Here is a 16918-nt window from a genome sequence, read left to right as displayed (position 1 = left end):
CGAGCGTCTTCAACGACCCCAAGATGACCACGGCGCTCCTCGATCGCCTCACCCACCACTGCGACATCGTCGAGACCGGAAACGAGAGCTGGCGCTTCAAGAACCGCGCCTGACCTCCGCCACCATTGACCCCACTGCCGCTGCGCCAAACCAACGCTCCGCGGCAGTGGGGTCAATGCCCCAGACAGGGGTCAACATTCGGCGCCGATAGGGGGTCAGGTTTCCGTGCCGATTGACAGCACTGACGCTGAAATCTCGGACCCAACGGGGCAAGGTGCGGTGTATCTCGTAGTCGGTGAACGTTGCTGCTTGGCGCTGACCGAGCCACGAATTGAAGTTCGATGGATCGAAGCCCGCTGGCAGGAGAGCGCGGCTCGCATGCTCAGCGTATATCCAGACAAGGGCGAGCATAGTATCGGGTGGCAGATCTCTCCACGTCCGATTTCTGAGCGCCGATCGCGAAGCGTGCCTCAGGAGGCCTGAGAAGATACCCCGGCTCGCCTGTAGCAGGAGAGCGATGTTGTTCGTCGTGGCGCCCCCGTCGGGTCCAATCCTCGTCGCCAGAAGCCTGGTTATCAACCACATCGGTGAATCCCAGGGGCGGGTCGAGGCCGGTTCAACTGCCTGCAACGAATACTCGTCGAGCAACGACTGAGGGAGTTCGAAGGGAAGGCCGGACAGGCGCTCAATGGCAAATTCGGCGCCCATTTCTCGCAACAGGGTGCTGCTGGCCTCCGACACCAACTTATCCGCTCCCCCAGAAAAGTCGGGAGAAAGTCCGATGAATTCGAGCATATCAGAGAGCGAAGGCAATTCGAATGCGCTCAGATGAAGCGCTAATCCATTGTGGACAGCCTCTCTCATGCCCTCAAGCTGTCTCCGGAGGTGCCCTCCCCGTGCTTTGTCAAAAAGAGCCACGCGCCGCTCGACGTTAGGCTCCCCGAGCAATTCCTTTATTGCTTCGTCGGAGATTCCACGGTCGGCTTCTGCCACACGCTTCAGCTCCTTTGAACCCAATGCCCGAACGATTGGATCAGGGTGGACTAGCGCAACTGTCGACGGGTGAAGGTTGGCCCTTTGCTTATTTACTGTGAGGGACACAATCGGTAGGCAGCCATCGGCGCCATCGATCTCAAGGCGGCAAAAGGCCTTCGAATTGTGAATTGGCAGGCGAGCCTTTTTATTCCGGCCGTCGACTTTTTCAATGGCTTTAGGAATATCCATCAATTTAACTGTGACGCCCTCAACCACCTCCAGTGTCGTGATCTTCTGTCTGCCCAGAGCATCGGCAACGCCGCGCCGACTGGCTATTGAATCGTACCAATCGTCGGGTAAGAGACTGAGAAAATCATGTATCTTGCCTCTCATCAACGCTCGAAATTTGAGGCGCATATCGTTGTCGATGTCCGGCGGATCTTCGAGGATGCGCGCTGCTATTCCTGCGAGGGTGTCGTGGATGTCGTTGTACAGCTCGGGGTCGGCATGCTCGCTGGCATCAAACAGGTTAGCCGCCCAACTCGCAAAAAGTTGCCTATCTTGTTCGCTCATCGGCTCAGATGTCAGTTCCGCGAATAGCGGCATTGAGATGATTTGCGCGGCAACCATGCTGGCTATCCGCCGTCGGCCGGCTGGGCTGGTGTCTCCCAGAGTGCCAGGCAAATGCTCGAGCTTGAGGGCAGTCGCTGCCCAGGAGGAACGGGCGAGCTTCTCTTCCTTCTTGGCGCGAGGGTTCTGCCAGATGATATAGAGTACGTCGCGCAGGACGCTCGTCATCTCAACCAGTAGTCGCGTTTCGCCGAGCACGATGTCATCGGCATCGAGATGGACGACCGGGGCAATATGAACAAGGTTTTCAACCTGCATGGCAAACCAGCGACGAATGTCCCGGAGCTGCACGTTCTCAATGATCTCGCCATCGAGAATCGGCGCCTGTTCTAGGAGGCGTCCAATTACCTGTTCATGCCCGGAAATGAATGAGTATCCATTTTCCCACATCTCACGCAGTATGTCTGTCCATCGGGAGGCTGACAGAATATCTTTCTCAATAAGAACATTTAGGACATCGACTAGATAGAGAGCGCCAGGCAAACGGTGTTTTGAGAGAACTCGGTCTTCTACCCAAAAAAGCGTGGCCGCCTTCATCTCGTCAGTTGGAAGCGTGTCCATGAGACATCGGACGTGCGAAGGCAGAGTCGCAAAGCGGTTCTCATCTTCCTCCCGGGGATTATCCGTACGAGTTTTCCATTTCGCGGAAGAGAGCCGATCGGCAACGGTCTGTTGCAGGGCCTCCAATGACAGAGCAATTTTCTCCTCCTCTCGGTGGAGATTGACGCTTTTCACTAGAGAATTCAAATCAGAGATTTCCACATAAGTAGGTGTGGACCTCGCGACAGGCTCAAGAATGTCTAGCAAGGCGAGGTCTACCACCGCGTGCGGTGACAGCCTAACCCCGCCAGGCGGTAAACTTTTGAGACATGGCTGGGTGTTGAAAGCAAGAAGGGCCGAAACGCGATCCACTTCATTTCGCGTCATGTGACCATTCAGGAACGCATGCTCGAGCATCGCTTGAGCGATCCATTCATCGCCCTCACTCACGTTATGAAGCCTCTCGACGAAAAGTGCTTCCGAAGGCGCGCTGTCCGTCACCCTGACTGCACTGGCCTTGCGTTCGATGTCCGCCAATGTCGCAACGATAATTGAGTTCGGTCTCGAATACTGCTCCCGCAAATGAAATAGGGCTTCCGGCAACGCGCCGGGGATAACGAGTTGGAATGCCTTGTCGAGGTCGTCGATGATGCCGAACCGTTGTGAGAGAAGGAGGCCGCTGAGATCGACGATAAGTTCTGGGTTGTCGTAAACTTCGGGTGGTTTCTGTCTGCTGCCATGCCCTACAAGCAGCATCGGGACAGGGTCGCCGATGTTGTTCAATCTTGTACGCTCTGATCCGAGGAAGAGAGAGCTATACGCCTTCACGTCGGAGCGCATGGCCAACGCGGCCGGCAATTCCCCTATGAGCCACTGCGAAAATTGCTTCCTGTACTCGTCAGCCCTCTCCTGCATGAAGGCAAGGATTTCCTCGACTGTTTCGAACTTCCGGACGCTACCGAAACCCTTCTCTCCGCTGACCATCTTGCGGATCAGCTGCTCTTTCACATCTTCGAGTCCCCCCAGGCTGCTCGCGAGTTCAAGCACGACGCCTGACAGCTCCGGTGGAAAGTCCCTGTCCGAAATCTGCTCTAACGCGAGCCGGGCGGTGGCCGGCGAAGCTGTCTTCAACGCGAAGGCGATCTGCACCGCCTGCCTGCTGTCCAACGTTCTTGTCGCCAGCGCCTTTTCTGTTTCGATTTTCAGTTCGCTAAGTGCCCCGATGCGCATGTAGGCATGGAGCAAGCGATCATGGAGGCGCGGGTCGTCGCCATCCTTCAGCATGCCCCGAAGGTTGGCAATCACAAGACTGTGCTGCCCCAGCCCTTCATGGGCTTCGAGCCTGGCGAGCTGAAGCCGTGCCGGCAGCACGTCTCCTTCAAAAGCCTCAACGGCCTGAAGACAGATGCTGAAGTTCTTGGTCTGGTTCGCCGCGCGGGCGACCATCTCCAGGCAACGCACGGTCCCGATTTGTATCAGCCTATCCTTCAACGCGAACAGATCATCGTAGGAGCGTGTTGAAGAAAGGAATTCGGCACCCGCAACGACGTTTTCTGTCGATGCTGCGGATGTCGCTAGGAAGGCCATCAAGGGAGCGTTGTTCTTGTTGGCGATCGCCCAGCGGACAGCCGATGAGTAGTCTTGTTCCGGTGCTTCGGCATCCTCTCCCAGCTGTCTCCGCCACATTGCGAAGAACTCGGACGCTATCGGAAACATGCGGCCAAACCGTCGGACGACTGCTAACCCAGGTCGTGGATCGGTCAAGCGCGACGCCATTAAGGCAAGTACGACGACATGTCCCGGTGTTCCTTCACCTCTTCTGAGCATATCGCCCAAGGTCTTCTTTATCTTGCCGCGGCGCATTGGCAGGCCATAGTGAAGGCACCAGGCGATAATTGACGGATCGAGTTGATCCCGCGACATCAGCGACCGCGCATAGCGACGTGCCTCGGCCTGTCGCTTCGGGTGCAGGAGCAGCGCCGCCAGTTTCCAGATTTCCGCTTCGCGGCGGAAGTCTCCGTCCACCTGCTCCAGCAAGCGTTCGAACATGTCCGCGGCTTCCGAGAGCAAACGCAGGGAATTCGAATCGGAACGGACGAGCGATGGCGCGATCGGATCCGGAGTGCCGCCGAACTGCGCCTGGACGCCCGGAGCCAAGGCAGCAGCCACCTGCAAAGTCGCCAGCGTGAACCGCGGAGCCGCAATATTATCCCCTTTCTTTACGGCTGACGCGGCGGTGTTCAGGCTCTTACGCATGTCGCCGAGGATGAAGTAAGCTATGGCGCGAAGCCGCATAGCTTCTGCAGTGAGCACGTCGCCACTCAGCGATTCTAGCAAAGAAACCGCTCCGGCCGCGTCACCGCTTTCGATCAACAGGGCGGCCTTGATTTCGCGCTCCCGTGGGACGAGCGGTTCTGAAAGCAGGTCCAGCGCCGCTAAAGAGCCTGAACGCGACCTTTCGAGGATCGCCGCCGAAGTACGATCAGGCGCTGGCGCAAGAGCATCTGCCTCATCAAGAAGGTCGGAGGCCGCCTGTACGTCTTCGTCGCGCAACGTCACTAGGGCCGCTGCGCGCAGTGCCTTTGCCTTCGTTTCCGGGACAAGGTTCGCCCAAAGGCTGGGCTCCCCTTTCGCTTCCGCAATCCACTTCCGGATATCGGAACTCTTCCCGCGCCGGAGCATGCAAATCGCAGCATCGAGCCGATCAGACCATGCCTTGCTTAGTTTGCCCGACATGTCATCGAGCTCGGTGGCGACCATCCTCGCAAGGTTAACAGCAGCCCAAGAGCTTGATTTTATGGGCGAGTTACCCTCGATCGATGCGTGTCCGACGACTATGTCACTGCCGCCGCATATCGCCTCCACCCAGTGCCGATGGAAATACCGCCCAACGAGAACTGGGTCGTCCTTCATCAGCTCCGTTATCTTGTGGGAATGCCAGAGATGGAACTGGATGCCTGAAGCTTTCAACTCGGCTGTGATCCGGCGCGCGGCATCGTTGATATCGTCGTCGTTGCACTCGTGTGAAACCGCCAGCACGAAATGCTCTACGTGCTTGTCCTTCCAGTGGTCGCCGAGGTGGTCGGTGAAGTCCTTGACCCATGGCCCCAGGAAACGACCGCGTATGTCTGCGTAGCACTTCGCAGAGATGACGACGAATGGCTCAGCGTCGAGATTGAAGCCCTCCACGTCAACGCCATACTGCGCTACCCCCCTTTTTCGTTTTAGCGAACTGCGCTGCGCCTGTTTGAATTCCTTCCTCAAGAGGTCGCAACATAGCTCCTCGAACTTGACGCTGCCAACCGCGAGTACTGGCAATAGTCGTTCACGCGCCAAAGATGGCAGGACGTTGCGTGGCGGAGTGAGGCCGCGGGGCAATGCGGAATTCTTATTGGAGGGAGTTTGAGGCATTCGTCTGGAATCAGATGGCTGTGAGGATCCCACTTGTCACGGTTGGATCGAGTTGCGGCAACAGTCGGCCGGCGACCACTTTCTCGACAGGTGTGGCTAAAAGCAATGGAACCGCTCGGCCGATGGGCATGAATGTGCGCCGCCATCCCAAAGAGACCGTTTGAGAATGGGTTGAAGCGCGGTCTGCGGCGAGATTCAAGCTGGGATGTGGACCCGAGCGAGCCGCGGCCGGATGGCTGGATTTGAGCAGCGCGCAAAGCGTTGCCCGACCGATTTGACGGACGAGGAGTGGCGGTTCATCCAGCCGCTCGTGCCGAGCCCGGGCGCAAGCCGAAGACCGATCTTCACGACGTGCTCGACGCGTTGCGCTATCTTGCCCGGACTGGCGGCAGTTGGCTGATGTTGCCAATCGACTTTCCGCCTTGGCAGACGGCATATTAGTGGCTCCGCCGCTTTGCGCGCGGCTGCTGTTCGCACGATCCACGACGTCACGCTGATGCTCGATCGTGAGCGTGAAGGGCGCGAGGAGAGCCGACGGCCGCCGTGTCGACAGCCAGTCGATCAAGGCGCCGGCAGCGCAGAAGCGCAGGTTCGATGTCGGCAAGAAGGACCTTGGCCGCAGCGCCACATTCCGGACTCGCCAAATCCCGCCGAAATCCGCTCGCGTCCGCAGACGCTTACTCCCCAAATTCTTCCCAAAAACGCAAAAGCCCCGCAGCGGGCGGGGCTAAGGTCTTGAAAAGAATGGCGCTCCCAAGGGGACTCGAACCCCTGTTTTCGCCGTGAGAGGGCGACGTCCTAGACCGCTAGACGATGGGAGCATCCTCGCGGGAGGCGGCCTCTATAGCGGCGAATGGGGGGGACTTCAAGCCTCCATCGGTGCTAGCGGTGGCCGAAGATGGCGCTGCCGACGCGCACGTGCGTGGCGCCCTGGCGGATGGCGGCCGGGAAATCGGCGCTCATGCCCATGGACAGCCCGGCAAGGTCGTTGCGTGCCGCGATCGCCGACAGCAGCGCGAAATGTGGATCGGGCACGTCGGCGGCCGGGGGAATGCACATCAGCCCGAACAGGGCGAGGCCGTGGCGCTCGCGGCATTCGGCGATGAAGGCGTCGGCCGCCTCCGGCAGCACGCCCGCCTTCTGCGGCTCGGCGCCGGTGTTCACCTGCACGAACAGGCGGGGGCTGCGGCCCTGGCGGGCGATTTCTTCGGCGACGGCGGCAGCGATGCGCGGCCGGTCCACCGTGTGGATCACGTCGAACAGCGCAACCGCCTCGCGCGCCTTGTTGGTTTGCAGCGGCCCGATGAGGTGGAGCTCCACGCCGGGAAAGGCGTCGCGCAGCGCGGGCCATTTGTCCCGCGCTTCCTGCACGCGGTTCTCGCCGAACACCCGGTGGCCGGCGGCGAGGACGGGTACGATATCGGGCGCGGGAAAGGTCTTCGATACGGCGACCAGCGCCACGGATGCAGGCGCGCGGCCGCAGTCGGCGCAGGCAGCCGCGATCTCGTCACGCACCGCGCCGAGGCCATGGACCGCGTCCTGCGCCAAAGATCCTGGGCTCATCTTGGGGCTCCCTCTGGGTCGCGTCCCGGCTTGGCCGGACGGGTGGACATGAACCGATCTCCCAATCCGATCAAGAAGCGTTTAGAAGAGGCTGGAGCCGAGCCCCCGGGGCTCCAGGACCGCGAGGGGGGCGGGCCAGCATGGTCGAACGTTTCGGCGAAGAGACGCCCGCCGCGTCCGGACGGCGTTCGAGCCTGCGCCTGCGCGTTCTGTTCCTCATCTGCCTTGTCGCCGTGCCGCTCTCCGTCGAGCGCATCGTCGCGCTCATCGCCGAGCGCGAGGAGGAGGTTGCCGCCGTCGAGGAGGACGTGCGCAATCTTGCCCGCCGCGCCAAGCTTGCGCAGCTGGAGGGGCTGACGCGGGCGATAACCACGCTGGACGTGGTTTCGCGCCACTCCGAGCTGCTGCTTGAGGAAAATGCGTACTGCACGCGCTTCCTGGGCCGCCTGGCCGACGAGGTGGCGGGCATCCAGGGCCTGTTCATCGCCGACGCGGCCGGCGTCGTGCGGTGCGCCAACGCACCCCTCGCCCTCAATATCGACATCTCGGACAGAGACTATTTCCGGTCCGCGGTGGAGGCCGACGACACTGTGATGACAAGTCTGTTCGTGTCGCGCGTCAGCGGACGAAACTCAGTGTTCCTGCTGCGGGCGGAACGTGCGGTGGGGGGGGCGCCCCGCACCGTGACCGGCGTGGTGGTGGACCTGCAATGGCTCTCGCGCATCGCCGCCGGCAGCGCGGTGGAGGCGGGCGTCGACGTGGACGTCATCGATGAGGCTGGATCCGTGATCGTACGCTATCCCGTGTCGCCGGACATCGTTGAGCACGCCTTCCCCGACCATCCGCTGACGCGCGCGGTGACGGCGCAGCAGGAGGGGATCATGACCGGCCCCGGCTTTGACGGGAAGGAGCGCATCTTCGCCTTCGAACGCTTCGACCGGCTGCCGGTCAGCGTCGCCGTCGGCGTCGAGACGGACCGCGTGGTGGGGCCGATCGACCGCAAGATCCAGGCGACCGCGCTCGCCTATTTCATCGCGCTCGCCTGCTTCCTGCTGCTCGCCTGGTTCGCCGCGGAGCGGATCATCATCGCCCCCATCGCGCGGCTGACCCGCGCCGTCACCTCGGTCGGACGGGGTGAGGTGGATCATGTGAGGGATATCGGCGTCGCCGAATTCTCGCCCCTGGTGCAGGCCTTCAACGAGATGGCGCGGCGCCTGTCCCTGCGCAACAGCGAGCTGCGTACCATGAACGGGCGCCTCGCCTCGCTGGCCCGCACGGACGGGCTCACCGGCCTAGCCAACCGACGCACCTTCGACGTGCAATTCTCGCAGGACTGGGTCCGCGCCCGGGGCGAGGGGGCGCCGCTGACGCTGGTCATGCTGGACGTGGACCATTTCAAGTCGTTCAACGACACCCGCGGCCATCTCCCAGGTGACGAGGCGCTGCGTGCGGTCGCCCGCATGCTGTCGGCGGCGGCGGCGGGAACCTCCCATCTCGTCGCCCGGTACGGTGGCGAGGAGTTCATAGTGCTCATGACGGGGGGCGGCCTGGAAGCCGGCATGGCCTTCGCCGAGGACGTGCGCCGGCTCCTGGCGGAGATCGCCATTGAGCACCCCGGCGCGCCGCGCCGCCGGGTCACCGCGAGCTTCGGCGTCGCCTCCGTCATTCCCACCGCCGATGGCAGTCCGGATGCGCTCGTGGCGGCGGCCGATGCGGCGCTCTACGAGGCGAAGCGGAGCGGGCGTGACCGGGTGATCGCCCACCGCTGATCGAGCGCAGGCTTGGCGTCAGACGAGCCGGCGGATGGTCCGCAGGTGACTGCCGGCGGCGGCGATGCGTTCCAGCGCGCCGGCGAGCGGCTCCAGCGCAACAGCCATGTGGAAGGCGTTGGCGTGCAGCAGGGTTTGGGCATCTGCGGCGATGGCCACGTGACCCGGCCAGAAGAGGAGGTCGCCCCGGCGGACATCGCCGTCGAGCGACACCTGCGTACCCAAGGCTTTCTCCTGCATGTCGCTGTCGCGCGGCGCATCGATCCCGGTGGCGGCCAGCGCGGTCTGGACGAGGCCCGAACAGTCGAGGCCGAGGCTGGACCTCCCGCCCCACAGGTAGGGGACGCCGAGGAAACGCGCGGCCACCGCGACGAAGTCCGCCTCGCGGGCGTCCAGCGGCATGAGGTGGACCGCCGGCAGTACGCCGTCGGCCGTCACCGCGAAGCCGCCGCTGGCGTCGCGCACCGCCACGCGGCTGCCGAACACCAGTGCGTCGCGGGGCGGCAGCTTGATGTCGGGTCCGGGGAACAGGAAGGTCCGCAGCGCCGCAACCCGGTGGGTGGGCGCCGCGCCGATGGGGCCGAGCGCCTCGCTGGGCATGTAGCCCACGTAACGGTCGGCCTCGAGCTGGACCCAGGCCCACCCTTCGCCGTCCTCGTCGAGAACCCGCACGGTTTCGCCGAAAAGCGCCTCCGTGTCGAGTGGGGCGTCCCCGCCCGGGCGCCGGCGGAGGGGGGCAACCGGCACGGCGACGCGACGCATCTCGCCGGTGACGAAGCGCGGCGCATCCACGACGCCCTGAAGCTCGGCGGCGGCAAGGTCGGGGCGGGCGGGGGTGACGCGCGGGTCGAGCGCGGAAGGAGAGGACATCGCGCCGCGATCAGCCGAAGCGCTCGGCGATGAGCGCGTCGAGGGCGCGGATCGTCTGCGCCTCGCCGCCCTCGGGCCGGCCGGGGCGGGTGCTGGAATTCCACGCGAACAGGTCGAGATGGAGGAAGGCCCGCGCCTGCTTCACGAACTTCTCCAGGAACAGAGCCGCGGTGATGGCTCCGGCGAGGCCGCCGGCGGAGACGTTGTTGGTGTCCGCCACCTTCGACTCGAGCATGCCTGCATAGGGCGCCCACAAGGGCAGGCGCCAGAGCGGATCGGCCTCCACCATGGCGTGGCGGGCGAGGTCGGCGGCGAGGTCCTCGTCGGCGGTAAAGGCGGCGGGAAGCTGGGGGCCCAGAGCGACGCGCGCCGCGCCGGTCAGGGTTGCGAAGTCGATGAGAAGCTCGGGCGCCTCCTCGTCCGCCAGGGCGAGGGCATCGGCCAGCACCAGGCGTCCCTCGGCGTCGGTATTGCCGATCTCCACCGAGAGGCCCTTGCGGCTCTTCAGCACGTCGCCGGGGCGGAAGGCGGGGGCGGAGACGGAATTCTCCACCGCCGGGATGAGAACCCGCAGATTCACCTTCGCGCCCCGCGCCATCAGGATGTGGGCGAGCCCCAAGGCATTGGCGGCACCGCCCATGTCCTTCTTCATGAGCAGCATGGCGGAGGAGGGCTTCAGATCGAGCCCGCCGGTGTCGAAGCACACCCCCTTGCCCACCAGCGTCACCTTGGGGTGGGTTGGATCGCCGGCCCGGATCTCGATGAGGCGGGGCGGCCGGTCGGCGGCGCGTCCGACCGCGTGAATCATGGGGAAGTTGTCGGCGAGGAGCGCATCGCCCACCACCGAGCGGAAGCGTGCTCCGTGCCGGGCGGCGAGGGCGCGGGCCGCGTCCTCAAGTTCCGGCGGGCCGAGATCGTTGGCGGGGGTGTTGACGAGATCGCGGGTGAGCCGCACCGCCTCCACCGTGCGTATCAGCTGGTCGGCATCGACGCCGTTCGGCATGGCGAGGCGCACGTCCTTCGCCTTCGCCGGCTTGTAACGGGTGAAGCGGTAGGAGCCGAGGGCGAAGGCGAGCGCGGCGAGGCGCGGGCTCGGCACTTCGCCTTCCAGCCGCCACGCGCCGGCGGGCAGCAGGCCGGGCAGGGCGCCAGCGGCGAAGGCGTCCGTCGCGGGGGCTGCGGTGACGCCGAACAGAGCGCCGCCCACCCCGCCGTCGGGGCCGGGCACCAGGAGAAGCTTGCCGGCCTCGCCGGCGAACCCGGCGGCCTCGGCGAAACGGCGCGCGGCATCCGGCACCGGCGCCGCAGCGAGGCTGTCCTTGGTCACGCACCAGACGGGAAGGCACAGGGCGGAGGCGGGCGCAAAGCAATCGGTCATCAACGAACTCCTGGCGCGGCCGCCGGGGGCGGGCGGGAAGCCTCGCTCCGCCATCCCGCCCGGCAGTGCCGCGCAAACCGCTGCATGGTGGGCCGACGAGCGGGCGGCGGCAAGACGGCTCCGGCGCCCCGACCGGCATAGCCGCCGGATGGCCCTGAAGACAACATCTGCGGATAAACCTGCGGTCTCATTTGCCCTTAGGGAAATGAGGCTCAGCCGCGCGTCAGCCTTGCATGAGGCTGGAGAAGGGGTGAAGCAGGAGCCCCGCGCCCGCCAGGGCGACGCCGTAGGGCAGGCTGGCCTGCCGTGCAAACGCGCTCCTCTCCCCCATCATCCCGGCCATCCGCCCGCTTGCCGCCGAGGCGACGCTCAGGGCGGCGCCGATGAGGCCGGCGCAGAGGATGAAGAGCGGCACCTGGAGCGGGTCGAGCCACAGCATCAGCGCGCCGGCGAGCTTGGCATCGCCCGCACCGATGATGTTCTCCGCGAACAACGAGAAACCGAGGCCGGTGACAGCCATGGCCACGAGGATACGCAGGGAGAGGTCGGGCAGCGGCGCCATCGCCGCCACCATGGCGAAGGCGAGGATGAGGGCTGCAACGATGGCGTTGGGAATGATGCGGCGGGCGAGATCGGTACCGATGCAGGCGCACAGCAGGGCGGGATAGAGGCCGAGCAGCAGCAGCTGTATTGCGCCCGCCACTCCGCTGCCCACCGTTCCGCTCACGGCGCCGTCCATTTGCCTCAGTTCCCGGCCGCGGCGGTGGACGCCTGCAGACGCGCGAAGGTGGATGCGATCTGCACGAGCACCGTGACGATGGCAATGGAGAGCCCGGCGGCGATGAGGCCGTATTCGAGGGCGGTGGAGCCGTCCTCTTCCTGGATGAAGCGCGAAAATAGAAGCTTCATGACTGGCAATTCCGATAAGGCCCGGCACCAGTGCCGTGACGAAGCCGACGCTAGGGGGCTGCCCTTGCGGGGAGGTAAAGATCGGGAGCCTGAGGGGCGGTGGGCGGCGGCCGCCGTGTCGAAGGGTTAACGGTCCGCTCTCGCGGCTTTGACCGCCACGCCCTTTGACCTGCCGCCGGGCGGGCGCCAAGGTCGGTACGAAATGCCGGCTCAGGCACCCCGCCGCGCCGGCTCGGCACCTCTCCCGGAGCTTCATGTCCCATGAGCTTTGCGCCCTCTCCCGATCCCATCCTCGGCGACGCCGCGAGCTGCGCCGCGGTAGAGACGATCATCGTCCCGCGCGCTCACGACATCGGTGGCATGGAGGTGGCGCGCGTGCTGCCGTCCGTCCACGGCCAGATGATCGGACCCTTCATCTTCTTCGACCGCATGGGGCCCGTGCGGTTCTCGGCCGCGCAGGCGCAGGACGTGCGGCCGCATCCCCACATCGGTCTCGCCACCGTCACCTATCTGTTCGAGGGAAGCATGGTCCATCGCGACAGCCTCGGCTCCGAGCGGGTGATCGAGCCGGGCGCCGTGAACCTCATGACCGCCGGACGGGGCATCGTCCATTCGGAGCGCCACGAGGCAACGGTGAAGGCGCGGGGTGGCCCGCTGTTCGGAATCCAGAGCTGGATCGCCTTGCCGAAAGACAAGGAGGAGACCGCGCCGGCCTTCCTCCACGCCGGCGGCGAGCTTCTCCCGGTGGTCGCCCACACGGGCGTAACGGCCCGCGTCATCCTCGGGTCTGCCTTCGGATCCGTTTCGCCGGTGCAGCTGGCCTCGCCAGCGACCTATGCGGAGATCCAGCTCGCGCCCGGCGCGCGCGTGCCGGTGGACGCCACCCATGAGGATCGGGCGCTGTTCACGCTGGAAGGCGAGGTGGAAGTGGACGGCACGGCATTTCCCCCCGGCCAGATGTTGGTGATCCGGCGCGGTGTAGCGACGTCCGCACGTGCGGTGACGGCGGCCCGCCTGATGCTGGTGGGTGGGGAGCCGCTGGATGGCCCGCGCTTCATCTGGTGGAACTTCGTCGCCTCCGACCTCGACCGGCTGAACGCGGCCAAGGCGGCGTGGCGGGAAGGCCGGTTCGACCTGATTCCCATGGACCACGACGAATTCATCCCGGCCCCGGACGACGGCGCCGGCCGCCCCCGCCCACAAAATCCGCGCCCCTAACCGGACAGCGCCGGCTGGGGGCTCTTCGGTCCTAGTCTTTCTTTGGCTGGGTCTGGGACGGCGGATCGCTGGCCGGGAAGGAATCGTCCAACGCCTCGTCGAGCTCCTTGGAAGCCTCACGCTTCTCCTTTTGCTCGGCGGGGGAGGGCGCCTTCGCTTCCGACTTCTTTTCCTCCGGACGGCGGGTCATGGACGGCGGGTCGGAGGCGGGGAAGCTGTCGTCTAGCGCATCGTCGAGCTTGGCTTCGGTCTCCCGCGCCGTGTGGGTCGAGGTACTCATGGCATGGTCTCCTTTGCCATGGTCAACGACCCCGTGCCCGTGCGCGTTCCTTGGCATTGCCTTTGCGCCAATTCCGCACCCGATGTCAGGCGCCCTGCGGCACCTCCTCGCGGGCGAGCCGGCTCGCGTTCCGGTAGAGCCCTGCCACGAGGGCGCGCGCGATCGGCGGCCGTTGCTCTCCGGCGGCGAGGCGCAGAGCCAGGGCCTCCAGAACGAAGGCGTCGAGCAAGATCCGGCCGGGGGCCGGGTGGCGTTCGAGATAGGCGGCGAGCACTGCCCGCTCCGCGCGAATGCGGAAGGCCGAGAGAAGCTCGGCCCGCAGCTCCGGCGCGTCGCGCGCCGCGCCGGCCTCGCCGGCGGCCACTCGTCCAAGGGTAATCTCGATGGAGACCAGCAGCGCCGCCACGTCGCGCCACGGATTTTCCTTGGCAAGGATGCCGGTCGCGGTACCGCGGCCGCCCTGGGCGCCGGTGATGACGGCGTCGCTGCCGGCCACCAGCAGGTGCTCCAGATCGAGCCGGCCATGGATGCGGATCACCGGCAGGCCGGTGGTGGCGAACAGCGTCGCCAGCCGGTCGCGCAGACGCGGCGCGAGGGCGCTCAATTCGCGCATCCGGGCGGCCGCATCCGCTACCGGCGCGTCGGCGCCGGCCTCGCGGGCGGCGGCCAGCGCGTCCTCGACTGCGCTGCGCCACGCCTCGGTCGTGGCCACGTCGGCGATTTCCGGCGCGAAGGCGGGATCGTCGCTCGGCCGCGCCAGTGCGGCATGCAGCTCGGCGAGCCGCCGCCCGCTGGCGCGCAGCAGGCGCATGAGGCCGGCGGTCTCCTCCTCGAAGCGCTGGTGCGCGCCCTCCGCCGTCGCTGCGGCGGCGTCGAGGGCGCGCTGGACCTGGTTCATGGTCCAGTCGGCGGCGTTGCCCTGGTTGCCCACGAAGGCGTAGGCGAGCGTGACCAGGGCCGAGCCCTCCGCGCCGGTGCGGGTGATGGTGCCCAAGAGCGGAGGGACGTGGGCGAAGCCCAAAGCGGTGAGATGGCGCGCCATCTCGGCTTCGCCGGTGCGACCGAACTCCACCCGGCGGAACAGCTTCACCGCCACCTTGTCGGTCACGACGAGGCTTGCCGCCGGCTCATCGGCGTCGGCGAGCGAGCAGGGGGCATCCCGTTCCACATCGACGCCAGCGAGCTTGCCGGTCGGCTCGAAGACCAGGGCGCCGCCGTCTGGGAGCGGCACCGGCGTGTTCTGGCGCAGCGCACGCAGCACGCCGGCGGGCAGGCCGTCGAGCACCACCGCGTCGGTCAGGAAGCCCACGCGCCGGCCCTGACGTACCCGGGTCAGCGCGAGTTGCTCGGCGATGGCCGGCGGGTGCTGGTCTTCCCAGGCGACGCACAGGGGCATCAGGAAGCGCTCGGTCCGGCCGCTGAGTTCTGCCTCGATCTCGGCGAGAGCCACCTCGCGCTCGGTGCCCGGCAGCCGCATGGCCCAGGCGATGCGCGCCGCGCCGGGCTCCGACGCGGGGAACCAGCGGCGGCGGGCGAGATACTGCGGCAAGGCCTCGGTCTCGATCGCCGCGCGGTGCTCCGGCGCGAGGGCGCCCATCAGGCCGTCGCGCACCACGAGGGTGGTGAATTCCGGCAGGGCTTCCGGCGCCGGATTGCGCCACGCCGGCTCCACCGCCGTCGCGGAGAGGCGGAAGGCGTAGAAGCCGTAGGGCGGCAAGGTCAGCACGAAGGGTGCCCGCTCGATGGCCGGCAGCGTGGTGCCGCTGACGAGATCCACCGGTACCCGCCGCTCGAACTCGGCGAGATCCAGCTCAACGCCCTGGAGCGTGTGGGCGAGGTTGGCGACGCACAGCACCGCCTCGCCGTCGATCTCGCGCAGATAGGCGAGGATGCGGCGGTTGCGCGGGAAGACGAGGCGGAAGGTGCCGCGTCCGAAAGCGGGATGCTCCTTGCGCACGGCGAGGAAGCGCCGGGTCCAGTTGAGCATGGAATGGGCGTCGCGCGACTGCGCTTCCACATTCACAGCGGAGAAGCCGTAAAGCGGGTCCTGGATTACCGGCAGAACCAGCTTCTCGGGATCCGCCCGCGAGAACCCGCCGTTGCGGTCCGGGCTCCATTGCATGGGGGTGCGCACGCCGTCGCGGTCGCCGAGATGGATGTTGTCCCCCATGCCGATCTCGTCGCCGTAATAGATCACCGGCGTGCCGGGCAAGGTGAGCAGCAGCGAGTTCATGAGCTCCACCCGCCGCCGGTCGCGTTCCAGCAGTGGCGCGAGGCGGCGGCGGATGCCAAGATTGATGCGCGCCCGCCGGTCGGAGGCATAGATGCTCCAGAGATAATCGCGCTCCGCGTCGGTGACCGTCTCGAGCGTCAGTTCGTCGTGGTTGCGCAGGAAGATGGCCCATTGGCACGAGGCCGGAATGGACGGTGTCTGACGCAGGATGTCGGTGACGGGAAAGCGGTCCTCCCGCGCGATCGCCATGTACATGCGCGGCATCAGCGGGAAGTGGAATGCCATATGGCATTCGTCGGCCGCGGCGCCGAAATACTGCTGGGTGTCCTCCGGCCACAGATTAGCCTCCGCCAGCAGCATGCGACCGGTGTAATGGGCATCCAGATGGGTGCGGATGGCCTTGAGGATGGCGTGGGTCTCGGGAAGGTTGGCGCAGTCCGTCCCCTCCCGCTCCACCAGATAGGGGACCGCATCGAGCCGCAGCCCGTCCACCCCGAGGTCCAGCCAGAAGCGCATGATGGAGAGCACCCGCTCCAGCACCTCGGGATTGTCGAAATTCAGGTCCGGCTGGTGGGCGTAGAAGCGGTGCCAGTAAAATTGGCCCGCCACCTCGTCCCAGCTCCAGTTGGATTTCTCCACGTCGCAGAACACGATAGGTACGCCCGGATAGCCCTTGTCGTCGTCCGCCCAGACATAGAGGTTGCGCTCCGGGCTTCCCTTCGGCGCATGGCGTGCCGCCTGGAACCACGGGTGCTGGTCCGACGTGTGGTTGATGACCAGCTCGGTGATGACGCGCAGCCCGCGCGCATGGGCCTCGGCGATGAAGCGCCGCGCCTCGTCCATGGTGCCGTAGTCCGGCGACACGCCCTCATAGAGCGAGATGTCGTAGCCGTCGTCGCGCCGGGGCGAAGGATAGAAGGGCAGCAGCCAGACAGCGGTGGCGCCCAGACTCGCGATGTAGTCCAGCTTCGAGATCAGGCCGCGGAAATCGCCGATGCCGTCGTCATTGGCATCGAAGAACGACTTCACGTGCAGCTGGTAGATGATCGCGTCCTTGTACCAGAGCGGGTTGTCGCCCGCGGTGACCGGCTCAGCCATGCGCATGCCTCCCGCTCGTGCGGGGTGCCAAGGAACGGGTGGGC

General features: G+C 65.7%; 12 protein-coding genes and 1 tRNA gene. 4 read left to right on the top strand and 9 right to left on the bottom strand.

Features of this window, described 5'->3' with window-relative positions:
* The coding region (locus ABLE93_RS15970; RefSeq protein WP_348840831.1) for an ATP-binding protein at nt 1-113 on the top strand (113 nt) is incomplete at its 5' end.
* Here ABLE93_RS15970 and ABLE93_RS15965 read toward each other — a convergent pair.
* Nucleotides 97-5523, bottom strand: coding sequence for a hypothetical protein (locus ABLE93_RS15965; protein WP_348840830.1), 5427 nt, complete (start codon nt 5521-5523; stop codon nt 97-99). The genes ABLE93_RS15970 and ABLE93_RS15965 overlap by 17 nt on opposite strands.
* A gap of 321 nt (nt 5524-5844) precedes the next feature.
* Here ABLE93_RS15965 and ABLE93_RS27010 point away from each other — a divergent pair, with 321 nt between their 5' ends.
* Entirely contained in the window at nt 5845-5997 is a 153-nt protein-coding gene (locus ABLE93_RS27010) for a transposase (protein WP_510183036.1), read from the top strand.
* 304 nt (nt 5998-6301) lie between these two features.
* Here the strand turns inward: ABLE93_RS27010 and ABLE93_RS15960 are convergent.
* Together ABLE93_RS15960 and ABLE93_RS15955 are read right to left on the bottom strand one after the other, a co-directional pair.
* Nucleotides 6302-6377: transfer RNA gene (locus ABLE93_RS15960), tRNA-Glu, on the bottom strand.
* Between the two features lie 61 nt (nt 6378-6438).
* Nucleotides 6439-7119: a YggS family pyridoxal phosphate-dependent enzyme gene (locus ABLE93_RS15955; RefSeq protein WP_348840829.1), complete on the bottom strand. Its 681-nt coding sequence runs from the start codon at nt 7117-7119 to the stop codon at nt 6439-6441.
* 140 nt (nt 7120-7259) lie between these two features.
* Between ABLE93_RS15955 and ABLE93_RS15950 the strand changes: the two genes are divergently transcribed.
* The gene (locus ABLE93_RS15950; protein WP_348840828.1) at nt 7260-8888 is read left to right on the top strand and encodes a sensor domain-containing diguanylate cyclase; all 1629 of its coding nucleotides are present in this window, start codon (nt 7260-7262) and stop codon (nt 8886-8888) included.
* An 18-nt stretch (nt 8889-8906) separates the two neighbouring features.
* Here the strand turns inward: ABLE93_RS15950 and ABLE93_RS15945 are convergent, their stop codons facing one another.
* From ABLE93_RS15945 to ABLE93_RS15930, 4 genes are all read right to left on the bottom strand, one after another.
* Nucleotides 8907-9758 (bottom strand): C40 family peptidase, encoded by an 852-nt coding sequence (locus ABLE93_RS15945; protein WP_348840827.1) that lies wholly within the window; start codon nt 9756-9758, stop codon nt 8907-8909.
* A 10-nt stretch (nt 9759-9768) separates the two neighbouring features.
* The gene (locus ABLE93_RS15940) at nt 9769-11139 is read right to left on the bottom strand and encodes a leucyl aminopeptidase family protein (RefSeq protein ID WP_510183035.1); all 1371 of its coding nucleotides are present in this window, start codon (nt 11137-11139) and stop codon (nt 9769-9771) included.
* Between the two features lie 220 nt (nt 11140-11359).
* On the bottom strand, nt 11360-11875 hold the full coding sequence (locus tag ABLE93_RS15935) for an A24 family peptidase (RefSeq protein ID WP_348840825.1): 516 nt from the start codon (nt 11873-11875) through the stop codon (nt 11360-11362).
* A 5-nt stretch (nt 11876-11880) separates the two neighbouring features.
* Nucleotides 11881-12045, bottom strand: a complete 165-nt coding sequence (locus tag ABLE93_RS15930) for a Flp family type IVb pilin (RefSeq protein ID WP_348840824.1) — start codon at nt 12043-12045, stop codon at nt 11881-11883.
* 261 nt (nt 12046-12306) lie between these two features.
* Here ABLE93_RS15930 and ABLE93_RS15925 point away from each other — a divergent pair, with 261 nt between their 5' ends.
* The gene (locus tag ABLE93_RS15925) at nt 12307-13263 is read left to right on the top strand and encodes a pirin family protein (RefSeq protein ID WP_348840823.1); all 957 of its coding nucleotides are present in this window, start codon (nt 12307-12309) and stop codon (nt 13261-13263) included.
* A gap of 31 nt (nt 13264-13294) precedes the next feature.
* On the opposite strand, the gene ABLE93_RS15920 is transcribed toward ABLE93_RS15925, so the two are convergent.
* A complete protein-coding gene (locus ABLE93_RS15920) occupies nt 13295-13543 on the bottom strand; it encodes a hypothetical protein (protein WP_348840822.1) in 249 nt (82 codons plus the stop codon).
* An 85-nt stretch (nt 13544-13628) separates the two neighbouring features.
* Nucleotides 13629-16874, bottom strand: a complete 3246-nt coding sequence (gene treS, locus ABLE93_RS15915; RefSeq protein ID WP_348840821.1) for a maltose alpha-D-glucosyltransferase — start codon at nt 16872-16874, stop codon at nt 13629-13631.
* Between the last annotated feature and the right edge of the window lie 44 nt (nt 16875-16918).

Source organism: Xanthobacter pollutisoli (genome assembly GCF_040044995.1).
GTDB lineage: Bacteria > Pseudomonadota > Alphaproteobacteria > Rhizobiales > Xanthobacteraceae > Xanthobacter.
Note: the sequence above shows the minus strand (reverse complement) of the source record. Positions and strands in the feature narration are given on the sequence as shown.

Bases quoted from the DNA above. Each gene is read 5' to 3' on its own strand.
- ABLE93_RS15955 (WP_348840829.1), bottom strand. From the start codon at position 7,119: ATGAGCCCAGGATCTTTGGCGCAGGACGCGGTCCATGGCCTCGGCGCG.
- ABLE93_RS15950 (WP_348840828.1), top strand. From the start codon at position 7,260: ATGGTCGAACGTTTCGGCGAAGAGACGCCCGCCGCGTCCGGACGGCGT.
- ABLE93_RS15945 (WP_348840827.1), bottom strand. From the start codon at position 9,758: ATGTCCTCTCCTTCCGCGCTCGACCCGCGCGTCACCCCCGCCCGCCCC.
- ABLE93_RS15935 (WP_348840825.1), bottom strand. From the start codon at position 11,875: ATGGACGGCGCCGTGAGCGGAACGGTGGGCAGCGGAGTGGCGGGCGCA.
- ABLE93_RS15930 (WP_348840824.1), bottom strand. From the start codon at position 12,045: ATGAAGCTTCTATTTTCGCGCTTCATCCAGGAAGAGGACGGCTCCACC.
- ABLE93_RS15925 (WP_348840823.1), top strand. From the start codon at position 12,307: ATGAGCTTTGCGCCCTCTCCCGATCCCATCCTCGGCGACGCCGCGAGC.
- ABLE93_RS15920 (WP_348840822.1), bottom strand. From the start codon at position 13,543: ATGAGTACCTCGACCCACACGGCGCGGGAGACCGAAGCCAAGCTCGAC.
- treS (WP_348840821.1), bottom strand. From the start codon at position 16,874: ATGGCTGAGCCGGTCACCGCGGGCGACAACCCGCTCTGGTACAAGGAC.